The following is an 18,204-nucleotide window of genomic DNA, read 5'->3' on the forward strand; positions in this document are numbered from 1 at the left end:
CGCTGGAACCGGTGCCCATCCCCGCCATGCCCCACGCCGACTTCATCCACCTGCGCGTCCATTCCGCCTATTCCCTGTCCGAGGGCGCCATCAAGGTGAAGGAGCTGGTCAAGCTCTGCCAGAAGAAGGAGATGCCGGCGGTCGCCGTGACCGACACCGGCAACCTGTTCGGCGCGCTGGAGTTCGCGCTGGCCGCCGCGGATTCGGGCGTGCAGCCGATCATCGGCACGGTCCTGGGCATCACCCGAGTCGGTCCCGCCAACGGCAAGCCGGGCCTGCCGGGCAAGGCGGCGTCGGCCCCCGACCAGCTCGTCCTGCTCTGCCAGACCGACGAGGGCTACCGGAACCTGATGAAGCTGGTCTCCAAGGCCTTCCTGGAATCCGACCCGATGGCCGGGCCGCAGATCCCGCTGGACGCGCTGGAGGGCCATTCCGCCGGGCTGATCGCGCTGACCGGCGGCCCCGCCGGCTCGGTCGGGCGGCTGCTGGGCGAGGGGCAGAAGGATTTGGCGCTCGACGTTCTGGAGCGGCTGAAGCGGCTGTTCCCCGGCCGCCTCTACGTCGAGCTTCAGCGCCACCGCGACCATTTCGCGGTGATCGAGGACGCCATCGAGCCGGCGCTGATCGACCTCGCCTATGCTCACGATCTGCCGCTGGTCGCCACCAACGACTGCTATTTCGCGACCGAGGACATGTACGAGGCGCACGACGCGCTGCTCTGCATCGCCGAGGGCGCCTACATCAGCCAGACCGAGCGCCGCCGCCTCACCCCCGACCACCGCTTCAAGTCGGCCGAGGAGATGCGGGAGCTGTTCAAGGACCTGCCGGAGGCGGTGGACAACACGGTCGCCATCGCCAAACGCTGCTCCTTCCTGCTGAAGCCGATCAAGCCCATCCTGCCGCCCTTCCCCTGCGAGGGCGGCCGCGACGAGGGGGAGGAGTTGCGCGCCCAGTCCCGCGAGGGTCTGGAGATGCGGCTGAACAGCGTCGTCTACACCCCGGACATGACGCCGGAGCAGCGCGAAGAGACCCGCAAGACCTACTTCGAGCGGCTGGAGTTCGAGCTGGACGTCATCGTGTCGATGAAGTTCCCCGGCTACTTCCTGATCGTGTCGGACTTCATCAAGTGGGCCAAGTCGCACGACATCCCGGTGGGGCCGGGCCGTGGTTCGGGCGCCGGCTCGGTCGTCGCCTGGGCGCTGACCATCACCGACCTGGACCCGCTGCGTTTCGGCCTGCTGTTCGAGCGATTCCTGAATCCCGAACGCGTGTCGATGCCCGACTTCGACGTGGACTTCTGCCAGGACCGCCGCGAAGAGGTGATCCGCTACGTCCAGGACAAGTACGGCTACGACCGCGTCGCCCAGATCATCACCTTCGGTAAGCTGCAGGCCCGCGCCGTGCTGCGCGACGTCGGGCGCGTGCTCCAGATGCCCTACGGGCAGGTGGACAAGATCTGCAAGCTGGTGCCGAACAACCCGGCCAACCCGGTGACGCTCCAGCAGGCGCTCGACAGCGAGGAGATGCTGCGCCAGGCCCGCGACGGCGACGAGACGGTGGCGCGCCTCGTCAACATCGCGCTGAAGCTGGAGGGTCTGTACCGCCACGCCTCGACCCACGCGGCGGGCGTGGTGATCGGCGACCGGCCGCTGCACGATCTGGTGCCGCTGTACCGAGACCCGCGCTCGGACATGCCGGTCACCCAGTTCAACATGAAGTTCGTCGAGCAGGCCGGGCTGGTGAAGTTCGACTTCCTCGGCCTGAAGACGCTGACCGTGCTGAAGACGGCGGTGGACCTGATCCCCGAAAAGCCGGACCTGACCACCGTCACGCTGGACGACGTGAAGAGCTACGAGCTTCTGGGCCGCGCCGAATCGACCGGCGTGTTCCAGCTGGAAAGCTCGGGCATGCGCGACGTGCTGCGCCGGCTGAAGCCGAACCGGCTGGAGGACATCATCGCGCTGGTGTCGCTCTACCGCCCCGGCCCGATGGACAACATCCCCAAATACATCAAGGTGAAGAACGGCGAGGAGCCCGCCGACTACATGAATCCCACCCTGGAGCCGATTCTGAAGGAGACCTTCGGGATCATGATCTACCAGGAGCAGGTCATGCAGATCGCCCAGGTGCTGTCCGGCTATTCGCTGGGCGGCGCCGACCTTCTGCGCCGCGCCATGGGCAAGAAGATCAAGGAGGAGATGGACGCCCAGCGGAAGATCTTCTGCGACGGCGCCGCCGGCCGCGGGGTGGACCCCGACCAAGCCAGCATGATCTTCGACCAAGTGATGAAGTTCGCCGGCTACGGCTTCAACAAGAGCCACGCCGCCGCCTACGCCCTGGTCGCCTACCACACCGCCTATCTGAAGGCGAACCACCCAGTGGAGTTCATGGCGGCGTCGATGACGCTCGACCTCGGCAACACCGACAAGCTGAACGTCTTCCGGCAGGAACTGGTGCGGCTGAAGATCAAGCTGCTGACTCCGGACATCAACAAATCCGACAGCATCTTCGGGGTGGAGGCGCTGCCCGACGGCACTAAGGCGGTGCGCTACGCGCTGGCCGCGGTCAAGGGCGTCGGCCTCCCCGCCATGAGGGCGGTGGTGGAGGAGCGGCGCAGGAACGGTCCCTACAAGAGCCTGTTCGACTTCGCCCGCCGCCTCGACCTGAAGACCATCAACAAGCGCCAGTTGGAGAACCTGACCTGCGCCGGGGCCTTCGACGGCATCAACCCGAACCGCGCCCAAGTCCACGCGGCGCTGGAGACTCTGATCCGCTACGCCCAGGCCGAGGCGGCGGAGCGCGACAGCGGCATCGGCAACCTGTTCGGCGGCGCCGGGGGCGGGCTGAAGGAGCCGGACCTGCCCAAGGTGAAGGAATGGGAGCCGCTGGAGAAGCTGAAGCACGAGTTCGGCGCCATCGGCTTCTACCTGTCCGCCCACCCGCTGGACGCCTTTGCCGGCCCGCTGGCCCGCATGAGGGTGGTGCGGTCGGCGGACCTCGCCACGGCGGTGACCGGCGGCGGCTCGACCCGGCGCAGCGTTGCCGGCATCGTGGTCAGCCGCAAGGAGAAGACCGCGAAGTCGGGCAACCGCTTCGCCTTCGTGGAGCTGTCCGACAGCAGCGGCGGCTATGAGGTGACGGTCTTCTCCGAGGTGCTGGCGACCAACCGCGACCTGCTGGAGGCCGGGCGCCCGGTGCTGATGACCGTGGACGTCCAGATGAACGGCGAGGACATCCGCCTGACCTGCCAGGAAGTCAAGCCGCTGGAGGACGCCGTCGCCCAGGTCTCGGACGGCTTGAAGGTGGTGGTGCGCGACGGTGGGCCAGTGGAGAGCATCCGCGGCATGCTGGAGCGGCTGGCCCGCGGCAAGGGCAAGATCCACCTGCTGGTCGAGATCGACCCGCTGAAGGAGGTGGAGATCCAGCTTCCCGGTTCCTTCAACATCACCAACCAGAGCCGCGCCGCGCTGAAGGCCGTGCCCGGCGTCGTCGAGGTGGTGGAGCTGTAGCAGAAAAGAAATATTTCAGAATTTCAATAAGACTGCGCCCGCGATTTCGTGGTGTTGCGCAGCGATCCCGGTTGGCGCAATGAATTTGCGATGACGGGGTGCGGTTGTCGTGCTATTTTTTGTTTGGGAAGGTGGGTGGTTTCGGGGATTTGGTGACCGTTTTTCTCAGGCAAATGTAAATACATACTGCCGTATGCGGGGCGAGGTCTGGTGCGGAGGCATGGCATGACTGAGCAATGCGTCATCAATGTCGATCTTGCGGACGTGTTTCTGAATCCGGATCGCCGTAAGCGTCTGCACACGCTGGCCTGGGGCGACTATGTCGAGGTGGTGGAGCGCAAGCCGGACCACCTCCGCATCAAGACGGTCACCTATCAAGAGCGGGGCGACGGCAGCATCCTGCCAATCGAAACCGAAGCATTCATTTGCCCAAAGGCGTCGTCGCGGATCGCCGCGGCCGACGTCGTGGCGCCCCGCGCTTCGAGCAAAGTGTTGAAGGTCAATTTCGTCGATGTCCAGCAGGGCGACGGGGCCGTCATCGAATCACCGGACGGCAAGATCATCCTGGTGGACGGCGGCGACAACCAGATGTTCGCCCGTTATCTGGCGGCGCGTTACCGGGGGTCGAGCCGGGACCAACCCAAGCGCATCGACTGCATCCTGGTCACGCACGGCGACGCCGATCACTTCGCCGGTCTTACCGAAATCCACAAGTCGGAAGGCAATCCGGAACCCAGAAAGCGCCTCTTCATCGCGCCGCAGCGGGTCTATCACAACGGTCTGGTCAAGCGCCCCAGCAAGGACGCCGGGGGCGGACCATTCCGGAAAGGGACATGCTGGGGCGCACCGAGGAGGTTGACGGCGTGACGATCGTCACCGGCCTCCAAGAGAATCTGCTGGAGGTTTCCGACGCGGACATGAACAAACCGTTTCGGGCTTGGAAAGCGGCGCTTTCGGCGTGGGCGGCCCGTTCCCCCATCGCGTTCCGCAGGCTGCGCTCCGGTCACGACGACGCCTTCGCATTCTTCGAAGGCGAGGATCTCAAAATTTCCGTCCTCGGGCCGGTTCCGACGATGGCGAGGGGCGTCGAAGGATTGGCGTTCCTCGGCAACCCTCCGAAAGGGCCACGGGTCGGGCACGAGTCCCTCGATCTCGGCGATCATGGGTTCAAGGGACTCTCCGCGTCGCACACCATCAATGGCCATTCCATCGTCTTTCGCCTGCGATACGGCGGATTCAGCTACCTGTTCACCGGCGACCTGAACGACGAGGCCAGTCGCCTGTTGGCCCGCCGACAGGAGAGCGGCGAGATCGATCTGCGGTCCGAGGTGTTCAAGGCGCCCCACCATGGTTCCGCCGACTTTTCCGGTGCCTTTCTCAAGCAGGTGTCCCCCGTGGTGAGCGTCGTCTCCAGCGGGGACGAATCGGAGAGGAAGGAATACATCCATCCGCGCGCCACGTTGCTGGGCGCCTTGGGGCGCCATTCGCGGGTGGAGGAGCCCTTGATCTTCGTCACCGAACTGGTGGCCTTTTTCAACCGTGAGGGCTGGTCGCGCCTGAGCGACGAGACGGACCACGCGAAGCGGGGTGAGTTTTACGGGTTCAGCCGCAAAGCCTATGGGATCGTCAAGACCCGCACCGACGGGCGGAGGCTGCTGGTCTACACCGACAGCGGCAAGGCCGAGATGAAGGAGGCCTACTGCTACCGGCTCGGCGCGGATCGGGTGCCGGAGCCGGCGCCCGTCGTTCGGGTGTAGCGGCCCGGGTGTGGCGGCCCCATCCACAATCGCCGCCTTTCCAGTTTCCGTCATTCATGTCAGGAGGGGAGGGAAGCAAATGGCGAATTATGGCGTCTTGAAGGGCAAAGCCGTCGCATTCAAACGCGACGACGACGACGATCCCCATTCGGAAGTCCTGATGAACGTTGACGGCGCGAGCTTTCGGATCGCCATCAACGTGCGGTCAAGCCGGGGGCCCACCCATCAGAGGCTGGTCGAGTACCTCATCAAGCACGACCTCAAGCATCCCATCGTGGATCATGCGCGCAAACTCGGCACCGGGTGGCATGATTTGACGGACGGGCGTGAGGACGGGGCGGCCATCGACTACATCCGCAGCAACCTCTTTCGCGCGACCGAGATGAAGCCGATGCCGCATTTCGTGAGCGGTCCGGACAACGACCTGTTCGAGTATGTCGAGGACCTCCTGCAGCGTGCGATCGACGACAGCGACGCCATCATCTACGCCTTCGGCGAGCGTTGGGGGCCGGAGCCTGGAAAAAGGGATCAGTATTTCGACTTTACCCCCGGTGCCGGCGTCCACCTGATCCACATGAACCAAGGCGGCCGGGGGGATCAGAAGAAGCCTTATCGCGACGGCGCCCTCCTGTTCGAGTTTCCCCGCTCCGGCACGGTATCCGGCTTGTTCATCAAGTTCCAGAACCAGGTCTGGCACACCGACGAACGCGACGCGACGCCGCTCGAAGGGGCGCCCGCGGTGCCGGTTCAGCCCATCCCACCGGCGGGAACGGCCAAGCCCTGGCCGGTGGTCGCCGCGGACTCCCCGTATTTCATGGCGCGCATCGTCGCCGCGATGGTGAGCCCCAACGCGGGGGCTCCCGAATTCGTGACGATCCTCAACAGTTCAGGCGATCGTCTGGAATTCGATGACTGGCAGATCCTCGACCGGCAGGATCGTTCGGACCGCATCGCCGGCGCCATCGATCCGGGACACGCGGCGACCTTCCCTCTCAGCGGCCAGGGGGCGATGATGTCGGGAAAGGGTGGAACGATCACGTTGCTCGATTCCCGCGGCCTCAAGGTCGACGGCGTCGCTTACACGGAAAGGGATGCCAAGACGAAAGGTCGGCCGGTCGTGTTCCTGTAATTCACGGGATCAGCTATGTCCTTCGGCCCGGTGAGCGATCCGAACGCTCACCGGCTGCTGCATGCCTGTTGCCAAAGCGGTTGCGGCGGGCTATGTAAGCGCCGTCGTCAAAACCTCACGCGGGCTGGCGGTCCCTCGGCTTTACCCCGATGGCCCGATCCGGTGTCCTGTCAAACGGACAGTGCCCGCGGCGGAGCAACCGGAAAAGGACTTTTCCAAATGGCTATTCCGTCTTTCACCATGCGCCAGCTGCTCGAAGCCGGCGTCCACTTCGGTCACCACACCCGCCGCTGGAACCCGAAGATGGGTCCGTACATCTTCGGCGTGCGCAACGGCGTGCACATCATCGACCTGGAGCAGACCGTCCCGGCGCTGCACCGCGCCCTGCAGGCCGTGCGTGACGTCGTCGCCGGCGGCGGCCGCGTCCTGTTCGTCGGCACCAAGCGCCAGGCCCAGGAGAAGGTGGCCGAGGCCGCGTCGAAGTGCGGCCAGTACTACGTCAACCACCGCTGGCTCGGCGGCATGCTGACCAACTGGAAGACCATCTCCCAGTCGATCAAGCGCCTGCGCGAGATGGAAGAGCGTCTGGCCGGCGACACCTCGGGCCTGACCAAGCGCGAAATCCTCGAGCTGACCCGCGAGCGCGACAAGCTGGAGCGCGCGCTGGGCGGCATCAAGGAGATGGGCGGCCTGCCGGACGTCCTCTTCATCATCGACACCAACAAGGAGTCGATCGCCGTCAAGGAAGCCAACAAGCTGGGCATTCCGGTCATCGCGGTGATCGACAGCAACTCCGATCCGGACGGCGTGGCCTTCCCGATCCCCGGCAACGACGACGCCCTGCGCGCCATCGACCTGTACTGCGAGCTGGTGAACGGCGCCGTGCTCGACGGTCTGCAGGCTGAGATGAGCGCCGCCGGCATCGACGTCGGTTCCTCCGAGGAGGCTCCGGCCGAGCAGCTGCCGGAAGAGGAAGGGGCCGAGGCCGAACAGGCCCAGGCCTGATCCCGGTGATACGGGGCAGCCGGGCCTTATGACCTATGGCCCGGCTGCCTTTTTTATGAGTTGTTTGGATCAACCCGATCCGCTTGGATCTGTTCGGAAGGAAGAGGGCGAAACCATGGCCGAGATTACCGCCGCGCTCGTCAAGGAACTGCGCGAGAAGACCGGCGCGGGCATGATGGACTGCAAGAAGGCGCTGGCCGAGACCCAGGGCGACCTCGAGGGCGCCGTTGACTGGCTGCGCAAGAAGGGCCTTGCCGCCGCCGCCAAGAAGTCCGGCCGCGTCGCCGCCGAGGGTCTGGTCGCCGTCGCCACCGCCGGCACCGCGGGCGCCGTCGTCGAGGTGAACGCCGAGACCGACTTCGTCGCGCGCAACGACAGGTTCCAGGCTTTCTCCCTGAAGGCGGCCGAACTGGCTCTGACCGGTTCGGGCGACGTCGAGGGCCTGAAGGCCGCCGCCTATCCCGACGCCGGCCGCACGGTCCAGGAAGAGCTGACCAACCTGATCGCCACCATCGGCGAGAACATGAACATCCGCCGCTCGGCCAAGCTGTCGGTTCCGGCGGGCGTCGTCGTGTCCTACGTCCACTCGGCCATCGCGCCGGGCCTCGGCAAGATCGGCGTTCTGGTCGCCCTGGAGTCGACCGGCGACGCCGCCAAGCTGAACGATCTGGGCAAGCAGATCGCCATGCACATCGCCGCCGCCCGTCCGGACGCCCTGGACATCGCCGACGTCGACACCTCCGCCCTGGAGCGTGAGCGCAACGTGCTCGCCGAGCAGGCCCGCGCCTCGGGCAAGCCGGAGAACATCGTCGAGAAGATGCTCGAAGGCCGCATCCGCAAGTACTACGAGGAAGTGGTGCTGCTGGAGCAGACCTACGTGATCGACGGCGAGACCAAGGTCCGCAAGGTGGTCGAGAACGCCGCCAAGGACGTCGGCGCCCCGGTCAAGGTGACGGGCTTCGTCCGCTTCGCGCTGGGCGAGGGCATCGAAAAGGCGGAGAGCGATTTCGCCGCCGAAGTCGCCGCCGCCGCCGGCCAGAAGTAAGGACCCGGCGACCCGCCGCACGCACTCTTCACACCAACCGGGAGAAAGCCCCCCATGGCCCAGACCACCGGGACCACCGAGCCGGCTGACGGCATCCGCTTCAAACGAGTCCTGCTGAAGGTGTCGGGCGAGGCGTTGATGGGTCAGCGCGACTACGGCCTCGACCCGGAGGTGGTCAACCGCGTCGCCAACGAGGTGAAGGCGGTGATCCAGCTGGGCGTCCAGGTGAGCCTGGTCATCGGCGGGGGCAACATCTTCCGCGGCGTGAAGGGTGCGGCGAGCGGCATGGAGCGCGCCTCGGCCGACTACATCGGGATGCTCGCCACCGTCATGAACGCCCTGTCGATGCAGAGCGCTCTGGAGCGGATGGGTGTGGCGACCCGCGTGCAGTCGGCCATTCCCATGTCCTCGGTGTGCGAGCCGTACATCCGGCGCCGCGCCATTCGGCACATGGAAAAGGGCCGCGTGGTGATCTTCGCCGCCGGCACCGGCAACCCCTTCTTCACCACCGACACCGCCGCCGCTCTGCGCGCGTCGGAGATGGGCTGCGACGCTCTGCTGAAGGGCACGCAGGTGGACGGCGTCTACACCGCCGACCCGAAGAAGGTGAAGGACGCGGAGCGTTACGAGCGCCTGGGCTATCTCGAAGTCCTGGCGAACGATCTGCAGGTGATGGACGCCTCCGCGATCTCCTTGGCGCGCGAGAGCCACATCCCCATACTTGTGTTCTCGATCCACACCCCCGGCGCCTTCGCCGAGGTGATGCAGGGCCGGGGCAAGTTTACGATCATCAACGAAGAAACGGAGTGAGCCCGTGGCTGCGCCCGACGCATCGGATCTCAAGCGCCGCATGGAAGGAGCGCTTGAGGCGTTTCGCAAGGAGTTGAGCGGTCTGCGCACCGGCCGCGCCTCCGCCAGCCTGCTTGAGCCCGTGACCGTCGAGGCCTACGGCGCCAAGATGCACCTCAAGGAGGTCGGCACCGTCAGCGTGCCGGAGCCGCGCCTGATCGTCGTGCAGGTGTGGGACCGCGGCATGGTCAAGGCCGTGGAGAAGGGCATCCGCGATTCGGGTCTCGGCCTGAACCCGCAGACGGAAGGCCAGTCGATCCGCGTGCCGCTGCCCGACCTGACGCAGGAGCGCCGCAAGGAACTCGCCAAGGTCGCCCACAAATACGCCGAGCAGGCCCGCGTCGCCGTGCGCAACGTGCGCCGCGACGGCATGGACGGCCTGAAGAAGGCCGAGAAGGCCGGCGACATCTCGCAGGACGAGCACAAGGGGCTCGGCGAGAAGGTCCAGGCGCTCACCGACCAGTACATCAAGCTGGTCGACGATGCGCTTGCGGCGAAAGAAAAGGACATCATGCAGGTCTGACGGCATGCGCGACGCGGAAGACAGCCGCCCCCTGCGCCCGCCCGCGCACGTGGCCGTGATCATGGACGGCAACGGGCGCTGGGCGAAGTCCAGAGGGCTGCCCCGCACCGCCGGCCATAAAAAGGGCGTGGACGCCGTCCGCCGGACGGTCGAGGCCGCGGGCGAGCTGGGGATCGGCTATCTGACGATCTTCAGCTTCTCGTCCGAGAACTGGCGTCGGCCGGAGGAGGAGGTGTCCGACCTCATGCAGCTCCTGCGCTTCTACCTGCGCAGCGAGATTGCCGACCTCCACCGCAACGGCGTGCGACTGCGCGTCATCGGCGACCGGGCCCGCCTGTCCAAGGACATCGTCGGCCTGATCGACAACGCCGAGAACCTGACCCGCGACAACCGCAAGCTGACCCTCGTGGTGGCGTTGAGCTACGGCTCCCGCCAGGAGATCACGCTGGCGGCGCGGCGTCTGGCTGAGGAGGTGAAGGCGGGGACGCTCGATCCCGCGGACATCACCGAGGACCGGCTGTCCGAACGCCTGTTCACCGCCGACATCCCGGACCCCGACCTGATCGTCCGCACCAGCGGCGAGAAGCGCATCAGCAATTTCCTGCTCTGGCAGGCGGCGTATGCCGAGCTGGTCTTCGTGGACACGCTCTGGCCTGACTTTTCCAAGCGTGACCTGGAGGCGGCGATTGAAGAGTTCCACCGACGGGAACGTCGCTTCGGCGCAACCACCGGCACCCGCTAAATCCGGCGACCTGAAGACGCGCGCCATCTCGGCGCTCGTTCTGGCTCCGCTCGTTCTGGCGGCCGTCTGGGCCGGCGGCTGGGTGTTCCACCTCCTGATCGCGCTCGGCGCCGTGGCCTCCGCCGTGGAGTGGGGCAACCTCGTTCCCTGCCACCGCAAGGCTGCCGCCATCGCGTTATCGGTGGCCGGCGTCCTGCTGGCGCTGGCGGCGCAGATCGCCGCTGGCCCGTGGGCGGCCGTCGTCGTCGCCATCCTGGCCTCCGCCGGCGTCGCGCTGGCGTCGGGCGGACCGGACCGCGGACTGTCCGGTGGCGGAGTCCTCTACATCGTCGCCGGCCTGGCCGGTCTGATGTGGCTGCGCGACGATCCGGAGTCCGGCCTCGCGCTGTTCCTTTTCACCATGCTGGGCGTCTGGGCGACCGACATCGGCGCCTACGCCGCCGGACGGACCATCGGCGGACCGAAGCTGGCCCCGCGCATCAGCCCGAAGAAGACCTGGGCCGGCCTGATCGGCGGCATGGCTTCCTCCGCCCTGGTGGGGTGGGGGGTGGCTCTGGCGGCCGGCGCGCAACGGCCGCTGCTGGCTCTTGCGGTGGGCGCCGTTCTGGCCGTGGTGGCGCAAGCGGGCGACCTCTTCGAATCCGCGGTCAAGCGCCGTTACAACGTGAAGGACAGCGGCCATCTCATTCCTGGTCACGGGGGAATCCTGGACCGCATCGACGGGCTGCTCGCCGCCGCCCCGGTGCTGGCCCTGTTCCACGCGACCATCGGCACGGCAATCGCATGGTGGTGACGAGGTCATGGTTTTGAAGGCTGAAGGGGCGGGGGACGCGCCGCGCCGCGTGACGATCTTCGGGTCGACCGGATCGGTCGGCACGCAGACGGTGGACCTCGTCGCCCGCGATCCGGAGCGTTTCGCGGTGGAGGCGCTGACCGCCAACCGCAATGTCGCCCTCCTCGCCGAGCAGGCGCGGCAGCTCCGCCCGAGGTTGGCCGTGGTCGCCGACCCTGCCGCCTACGCCGATCTCAAGGAGGCGCTGGCCGGAACCGGCGTGGAGGCCGCCGCCGGTCCGCAGGCGGTGGCCGAGGCCGCGGAGCGTCCCGCCGACTGGGTGATGGCCGCCATCGTCGGCGCCGCCGGGCTGGAGCCCACGCTGGCCGCCGTGCGCCGCGGCGCCTGCGTCGCCTTCGCCAACAAGGAGGTGCTGGTCTGCGCCGGCGCCCTGATGATGGAGGAGGTGCGCCGCCACGGCGCGAACCTGCTGCCGGTCGACAGCGAGCATTCGGCGATCTACCAGGTCTTCGACTTCGACCGGCTGGACAGCGTCCAGCGCCTGATCCTGACGGCTTCCGGCGGCCCCTTCCGGACGAAGGACCGCGCCTTCATGGCCGCGGCGACGCGCGAGCAGGCGGTCGCCCACCCGACCTGGGAGATGGGCGCCAAGATCTCCATCGACAGCGCCACCATGATGAACAAGGGGCTGGAGATCATCGAGGCGCATTTCCTCTTCGGTGTTCCCGAGGAGAAGATCGACGTGCTGGTCCACCCGCAATCGGTCGTGCATTCGCTGGTCGAGTATGTGGACGGCTCGGTCCTGGCGCAGCTCGGCACGCCGGACATGCGCACGCCGATCGCCTACGCGCTCGGCTGGCCGGCGCGCATCCCGACGCCCGCCGAGCGGCTCGACCTCGTCAAGGCCGCAACCTTGACCTTCGAGGCGCCGGACCCCGAGCGTTTCCCGGCCCTGAGGCTCGCCCGGGCCGCCTTGCAAAGCGGTGGGGGCGCTCCTACTATTCTCAGTGCCGCCAACGAGGTGGCCGTGCAGGCGTTTCTCGACCGCCGGATCGGCTTTCTCGACATCGAACGGATCGTCGAGGGGGTGTTGGGCACGCTGCCGCACCGGCCGCTCCGCGACCTGGGTGCGGTCCGCAACACCGACGCCGAGGCGCGCCGCGTGGCGGCGGACCGGGTCGCGGCCCTGGCACGCTGAGTCTTTTTCCGGGCGCGGACCGCGAAGGAGCCGCTCCGGGATGCAAAGGATGTGATGGACGTCATGGGCGGCTTCGGGACCACGCTTCTGTCTTTTCTGCTGGTCCTCACCGTGCTCGTGTTTGTGCACGAACTCGGCCATTACCTCGTGGCGCGCCGCAACGGCGTGCGGATCGAGGTCTTCTCCATCGGCTTCGGCCCTGAGCTGTTCGGCTGGACCGACCGCTCCGGAACCCGCTGGAAGTTCAGCGCCATCCCGCTCGGCGGCTATGTGAAGATGTTCGGCGACGCCGACCCGGCGAGCACGCCCGGCGCCCACACGCAGAGCATGAGCGCCGAGGAGCGGGCGGTGTCCTTCCACCACAAGCGGCTCGGCCAGCGGGCGGCCATCGTGGCGGCGGGGCCGATCGCGAATTTCCTGTTCGCCATCGTCGTCCTGACCGTCCTCTTCGCCACCGCCGGCCAGTCCTTCACCCCGCCGGACGTCGGCGGCGTGCAGCCGGGCAGCGCCGCGGAGCGCGCCGGGCTGCAGCCGGGCGATCTGATCGTCTCGATCAATGGCAGCGGCATCCAGCGATTCGAGGAGATCCGGCAGATCGTCTCCATGCAGCCGGGGGCGCCGCTGGAGATGGTGGTGCAGCGCGACGGGCGTTCGGTGAATCTGACGGCGACTCCGGACGTGCGCGAGGTCACCGACCGACTCGGCAACACCCACCGGATCGGCCAGCTCGGCATCATGCGCGGCGGGGCGGAGACGAAGCGTCACGACCCACTCACCGCCCTGTGGCAGGCGGGCAGGGAGGTCGTCGGTATGGTGTCCGGCACCTTCGTGGCGCTCGGTCAAATGATCGAGGGGTCGCGCGGCACCGAGGAGCTCGGCGGGCCGCTGCGCATCGCCCAGATGTCCGGCGAGGTCGCCCAATCCGGCTGGTATCCGCTGATCTGGTTCATGACCTTCCTGTCCGTGAACCTCGGCATGATCAATTTGTTTCCGGTTCCGCTGCTTGACGGCGGCCATCTGATGTTTTACGCCCTTGAAGGACTCCGTGGGCGTCCTCTCGGACCTAAAGCGCAAGAATACGGTTTCCGCATCGGGCTTGCTTTGGTATTAACGCTCATGGTTTTCGCCACGTGGAACGATCTCGTTCAGCTTCGCGTGGTGGATTTCTTTAGGGGGCTCATTTCCTGAGGGATGCCCCCAAAGCCAGGGAGCGAGCTTTGCGGGTGTCGAGCAGGGTTCTGGCGTTCGGCCTGATGGCCGGTTGCGCCATGACGACGGTTTCTCTTGCCCTTTCCCACGCAGCCTGGGCCCAGGCGGGCGCGCCCAATCCGGGAGCGGCGAAATCCGCCGCCTTCGGTGACGGGACGCTGGTGGCGCAGATGTTCTCGGGCGGCACCATCCGGGACATCCGGGTGGAGGGCGTCCAGCGCATCGAGCCGACGACCGTCCGCTCCTACCTCGCTGTGGCGCCCGGCGACCCCTTCGATCCCGACCGCATCGACCAGTCGCTGAAGGCCCTGTTCAACACGGGCCTGTTCGCCGACGTCGTGCTGAAGCGCGACGGCGACGCGCTGGTGGTCCAGGTGGCGGAAAACCCGATCATCAACCGCATCGCCTTCGAGGGGAATCGGCGCATCGAGAAGGAGAATCTGGAAAAGGAAATCCAGCTTCGTCCCCGCGTCGTCTACACCCGCACCCGCGTCCAGAGCGACGTGCAGCGCATCCTGGACATCTACCGCCGCCAGGGTCGCTTCGCCGCGACCGTCGAGCCGAAGATCATCCAGCTTGACCAGAACCGCGTCGATCTGGTGTTCGAGATCAACGAGGGTGTGCGCACCGGCGTGCGCAGCATCACCTTCATCGGCAACGAGAAGTTCTCCGACGGGACGCTGCGCGAGGCGATCCAGACGCGGGAGAGCGCCTGGTGGCGCTTCATGACGTCGGACGACAACTACGATCCGGACCGCCTGAACTACGACCGCGACCTGCTGCGCCGCTACTACCTCAAGGAAGGCTACGCCGACTTCCGCGTGGTGTCCGCCGTGGCGGAGCTGACGCCGGACCGCGAGGACTTCGTCATCACCTTCACGGTGGACGAGGGCGAGCGCTACAAGTTCGGCAAGATGGATATCAGCACCTCGCTGAAGGCGTTGGACCCGGAGCAGCTGCGCAGCGTGCTGACCACGCGCGAGGGCGACTGGTACAACGCGCAGGAGGTGGAGAACACCATCACCAGGCTGTCCAACGCGGTCGGCGACCTGCAATACGCCTTCGTGGACGTCCGGCCGCGCATCTCGCGCAACCGCGAAAACCAGACCATCGACATCGTCTATGACATCGTCGAGGGGCCGCGCGTCTTCGTGGAGCGCATCGACGTGACCGGCAACGTCCGCACGCTGGACAAGGTGGTCCGGCGCGAGATGCTGCTGTCCGAAGGCGACCCGTTCAGCACGACCAAGCTGCGCCGCTCCGAGCAGCGCATCAAGGATCTGGGCTATTTCGAGCGCGTCAACATCACCACCGCGGAAGGCACGGCGCCCGACCGCACGGTGATGAACGTCGAGGTGACTGAGCAGTCGACCGGTGAAATCTCCATCGGCGCCGGCTACTCGACCTCGGACGGTCCGCTGGCCGACTTCTCGATCCGCGAGCGCAACCTGCTGGGCCGCGGCCAGGACCTGCGCTTCGGCGCCACCGTGTCGGGCAGCCGCCAGGAATACGACGTCTCCTTCACGGAGCCTTATTTCCTCGACCGCGACCTGTCCGCCGGTTTCGACCTGTTCCGCATCACCCGCGACTACCAGGACGAAAGCTCCTTCGACGAGAAGAGCACCGGCATGGCCCTGCGCATGGGCTATCCGCTGACGGAGAACCTGCGCCAGCGCGTCTACTACCAGCTTCAGAACACCGACATCACCAGCGTTCCCAGCTCGGCCTCCCGGTACATTCAGGACCAGAAGGGCTCGCGCCTGACTTCGCTGATCGGGCAGGAGTTGACGTACGACCGCCGCAACAGCCGCCTGAACCCGACCGAAGGCTATTACATCCGGTTGACGAACGATCTCGCGGGTCTGGGTGGCGACGCCCGCTTCCTGCGCAATCGTCTCGGCGCCGGCTATTACCTGCCGCTGTTCGACGACAACTGGGTCGTCAGCGCCACCGGCGAGATCGGCTACATTGTCGGCATCGGTGACGACGGCATTGCCCTGTCCGATCGCTTCTTCATCGGCGGTGACACGCTGCGTGGTTTCAACACCGCCGGCATCGGCCCGCGCGACCTGCGCACCGGCGACGCCCTGGGCGGCACCCGCTATTACCGCGGGTCTGTCGAGATGACCTTCCCGGTCGGCCTGCCCGAGGAATTCGGCCTGAAGGGTCATGCCTTCACCGACGTCGGCACGCTGGGCAAGGTCGACATCAACGATCCGCTCGTCCCCGACGACGAATCGGTCCGCCTGTCGGTCGGCACCGGCTTGTCCTGGCGCTCGCCCTTCGGGCCGATCCGCCTTGACTTTGCGGTCCCGATTCTCAAGGAAGATTACGACAAGAAAGAGATCTTCCGCTTCAGCTTTGGAACCAGGTTCTAACATGCAGTTCAGCAAGCTCAGGGCGCTGGTCGCCGCCGGTGCGGTGATGGCGGGCGTCGCGATGGCGACGCCGTCCTTCGCCCAGGACAAGCCGACCGACAACCTCAAGGCGCCGGTCATCGCGGTGGTCGACGTCCAGAAGATCATGCAGGAGTCGAACGCCTCCAAGGGCGTCTCGAAGTCCTTCGAATCGCTGCGCGAGACCTACCAGAAGGAAATCGCCTCGCTGGAGGACAAGCTGCGCAAGTCCGAGGAGGAACTGCGCAAGCAGCAGACCGTGCTGGCGCCGGACGCGCTGGCCAACAAGCGCCGCGACTTCGAGAAGCAGGTCGGCGAGGTCCAGAAGACGGTGCAGAGCCGTAAGCGCGCCCTGGAAAACGCGCTGAACGAGGCGATGGCCGTGGTCCACAAGAACATGGTGGAGATCGTGGCCGACGTCGCGCGCGAGCGCGGCGCCAACCTGGTCCTCGCCCGCCAGCAGTTCGTCCTGGTCGACACCCAGCTCGACGTCACCGACGTGGTGCTGGAGCGGGTGAACAAGAAGCTGCCCCAGGTTGCGCTGACCGTTCCCAAGCAGTAAGGCGCACCAAAAAGAGCCGCCACGCTTCCGCAGGGAGGCGTGGCGGCTTTTTCTTTGCGCAAAGAGCGGCGCCGGAAAGCGGGCGGCGTCGGCATTGCCAAATTCCCGGAAATGGGGCACAAGGGGCTGCGTCCCGTGCCGCCGCAGGCGCGGCGCGGGGCGTTTTCGTGGATTTTGAAAGGCGGGCGGCCGGACCATGGATGTGACGGCGGACAACAAGAAGATAGCCGACCTCGACATCATGCGGATCATGGAAATGATCCCGCATCGCTATCCGATTCTGATGATCGACCGGGTGATCGACATCACCCTGGGCGAAAGCGCCACCGGCGTGAAGAACGTCACCATCAACGAGCCGTTCTTCCAGGGGCACTTCCCGTCGCGGCCGGTGATGCCGGGCGTGATGATCATCGAGGCGATGGCGCAGACCTCCGCCGTGCTGGTGGTCGCCACGCTGGGCAAGGAGTCCGAGGGCAAGCTGGTCTATTTCATGACCGTGGACGAGGCGCGCTTCCGCCGCCCGGTCACGCCCGGCGACACCATCCACATCCATGTGAGCAAGCAGCGCCAGCGCGCCAACGTGTGGAAGTTCAAGGGCGAGGCCAAGGTCAACGGTGTCCTGGTCGCCGAAGCCGTCTATTCCGCCATGATCCTGGACGAGAAATGAGCGTTTCCATTCACCCGACGGCGGTCGTCGATCCGGCCGCCAGGCTGGGCGAAGACGTTTCCATCGGTCCCTTCTGTGTGGTCGGGCCGGATGTCCAACTCGGCGACCGCGTGCGGCTGACCTCCCACGTGGTGGTCGAGGGCCGCACGCGCATCGGCGAGGACTCGGTCATCTACCCCTTTGCGTCCATCGGCCATCGCCCGCAGGATCTGAAGTTCAAGGGCGAGCCGTCCGAACTGATCATCGGACGCAACAACCAGATCCGCGAGCACGTCACCATGAGCCCCGGCACCGAGGGCGGCGGCATGGTCACGCGGGTCGGCGACAACGGCCTGTTCATGGTCGGCGTCCACGTCGCCCACGACTGCATCGTCGGCAACAACGCGGTTCTGGCGAACAACGCCACGTTGGCCGGCCATGTGGAACTCGGCGATTTCGTGACCATCGGTGGTCTGTCGGCGGTCCGCCAGTTCGTCCGCATCGGCTCGCACGCCATGATCGGCGGCATGTCCGGCGTGGAGAAGGACGTGATCCCCTACGGCCTCGTCATGGGCGACCGCGCCCGTCTGGCCGGCCTGAACCTCGTCGGGCTGGAGCGCCGCGGCTTCCAGAAGGACGAGATCCACGCCCTGCGCGCCGCCTACCGCCTGCTGTTCGGCAACGAGGGCACCTTCGCCGAGCGCATGGACGAGGTCGGGCGCGACATGGGGCAGCAGACGCTGGTCGCCGACGTGCTGACCTTCGCGCGCGCCTCGCGGTCGCTCTGCCAGCCGCGCGAGGGCTGAGGAGCGGTCGCGCTCCGTCTTCTTTACGTTCTGTC

At 66.5% G+C, this 18,204-nt stretch carries 16 protein-coding genes; all 16 read left to right on the top strand.

What is annotated here, in order from left to right; translation table 11 throughout:
- Nucleotides 1-26 precede the first annotated feature (26 nt).
- The 16 genes from dnaE (at nt 27) to lpxA (ending at nt 18,169) form a co-directional block, all read left to right on the top strand.
- Nucleotides 27-3,509 carry a DNA polymerase III subunit alpha gene (gene dnaE / locus D3869_RS13150; protein ID WP_137140390.1) on the top strand — a complete coding sequence of 1,161 codons (3,483 nt, stop codon included), beginning with the start codon at nt 27-29 and terminating at the stop codon, nt 3,507-3,509.
- A 225-nt stretch (nt 3,510-3,734) separates the two neighbouring features.
- Nucleotides 3,735-4,376, top strand: coding sequence for an MBL fold metallo-hydrolase (locus tag D3869_RS33445; RefSeq protein WP_211114943.1), 642 nt, complete (start codon nt 3,735-3,737; stop codon nt 4,374-4,376).
- Nucleotides 4,343-5,266 carry a hypothetical protein gene (locus D3869_RS33450; RefSeq protein ID WP_211114944.1) on the top strand — a complete coding sequence of 308 codons (924 nt, stop codon included), beginning with the start codon at nt 4,343-4,345 and terminating at the stop codon, nt 5,264-5,266. Before D3869_RS33445 ends, D3869_RS33450 begins: the two co-directional genes overlap by 34 nt.
- 79 nt (nt 5,267-5,345) lie before the next feature.
- Entirely contained in the window at nt 5,346-6,395 is a 1,050-nt protein-coding gene (locus D3869_RS13160; protein ID WP_137140391.1) for a DUF2278 family protein, read from the top strand.
- Between the two features lie 219 nt (nt 6,396-6,614).
- Nucleotides 6,615-7,400, top strand: a complete 786-nt coding sequence (gene rpsB / locus D3869_RS13165) for a 30S ribosomal protein S2 (RefSeq protein ID WP_137140392.1) — start codon at nt 6,615-6,617, stop codon at nt 7,398-7,400.
- A gap of 115 nt (nt 7,401-7,515) precedes the next feature.
- Nucleotides 7,516-8,445, top strand: a complete 930-nt coding sequence (tsf, locus tag D3869_RS13170) for a translation elongation factor Ts (RefSeq protein ID WP_137140393.1) — start codon at nt 7,516-7,518, stop codon at nt 8,443-8,445.
- Between the two features lie 54 nt (nt 8,446-8,499).
- Nucleotides 8,500-9,255 carry a UMP kinase gene (gene pyrH, locus D3869_RS13175; RefSeq protein ID WP_035673100.1) on the top strand — a complete coding sequence of 252 codons (756 nt, stop codon included), beginning with the start codon at nt 8,500-8,502 and terminating at the stop codon, nt 9,253-9,255.
- 4 nt (nt 9,256-9,259) lie between these two features.
- A complete protein-coding gene (gene frr, locus D3869_RS13180) occupies nt 9,260-9,817 on the top strand; it encodes a ribosome recycling factor (protein WP_137140394.1) in 558 nt (185 codons plus the stop codon).
- A gap of 4 nt (nt 9,818-9,821) precedes the next feature.
- Nucleotides 9,822-10,559, top strand: a complete 738-nt coding sequence (locus D3869_RS13185) for an isoprenyl transferase (RefSeq protein ID WP_137140395.1) — start codon at nt 9,822-9,824, stop codon at nt 10,557-10,559.
- A complete protein-coding gene (locus D3869_RS13190; protein WP_137140396.1) occupies nt 10,504-11,352 on the top strand; it encodes a phosphatidate cytidylyltransferase in 849 nt (282 codons plus the stop codon). Before D3869_RS13185 ends, D3869_RS13190 begins: the two co-directional genes overlap by 56 nt.
- 7 nt (nt 11,353-11,359) lie before the next feature.
- A complete protein-coding gene (locus tag D3869_RS13195) occupies nt 11,360-12,550 on the top strand; it encodes a 1-deoxy-D-xylulose-5-phosphate reductoisomerase (RefSeq protein WP_137140397.1) in 1,191 nt (396 codons plus the stop codon).
- A gap of 54 nt (nt 12,551-12,604) precedes the next feature.
- The gene (gene rseP, locus D3869_RS13200) at nt 12,605-13,738 is read left to right on the top strand and encodes an RIP metalloprotease RseP (protein ID WP_137140647.1); all 1,134 of its coding nucleotides are present in this window, start codon (nt 12,605-12,607) and stop codon (nt 13,736-13,738) included.
- A gap of 29 nt (nt 13,739-13,767) precedes the next feature.
- Nucleotides 13,768-16,137 (top strand): outer membrane protein assembly factor BamA, encoded by a 2,370-nt coding sequence (gene bamA / locus D3869_RS13205; protein WP_137140398.1) that lies wholly within the window; start codon nt 13,768-13,770, stop codon nt 16,135-16,137.
- A gap of 1 nt (nt 16,138) precedes the next feature.
- Nucleotides 16,139-16,717 carry an OmpH family outer membrane protein gene (locus tag D3869_RS13210; RefSeq protein WP_094305994.1) on the top strand — a complete coding sequence of 193 codons (579 nt, stop codon included), beginning with the start codon at nt 16,139-16,141 and terminating at the stop codon, nt 16,715-16,717.
- Nucleotides 16,718-16,913: 196 nt separating this feature from the next.
- Nucleotides 16,914-17,384 carry a 3-hydroxyacyl-ACP dehydratase FabZ gene (gene fabZ, locus D3869_RS13215; RefSeq protein ID WP_014240160.1) on the top strand — a complete coding sequence of 157 codons (471 nt, stop codon included), beginning with the start codon at nt 16,914-16,916 and terminating at the stop codon, nt 17,382-17,384.
- Nucleotides 17,381-18,169 (top strand): acyl-ACP--UDP-N-acetylglucosamine O-acyltransferase, encoded by a 789-nt coding sequence (lpxA, locus tag D3869_RS13220; RefSeq protein WP_137140399.1) that lies wholly within the window; start codon nt 17,381-17,383, stop codon nt 18,167-18,169. The genes fabZ and lpxA overlap by 4 nt, the downstream gene beginning before the upstream one ends.
- Nucleotides 18,170-18,204: the final 35 nt, after the last annotated feature.

Source organism: Azospirillum brasilense (assembly GCF_005222205.1).
In the GTDB taxonomy this organism is placed as follows: Bacteria; Pseudomonadota; Alphaproteobacteria; order Azospirillales; family Azospirillaceae; genus Azospirillum; species Azospirillum brasilense_G.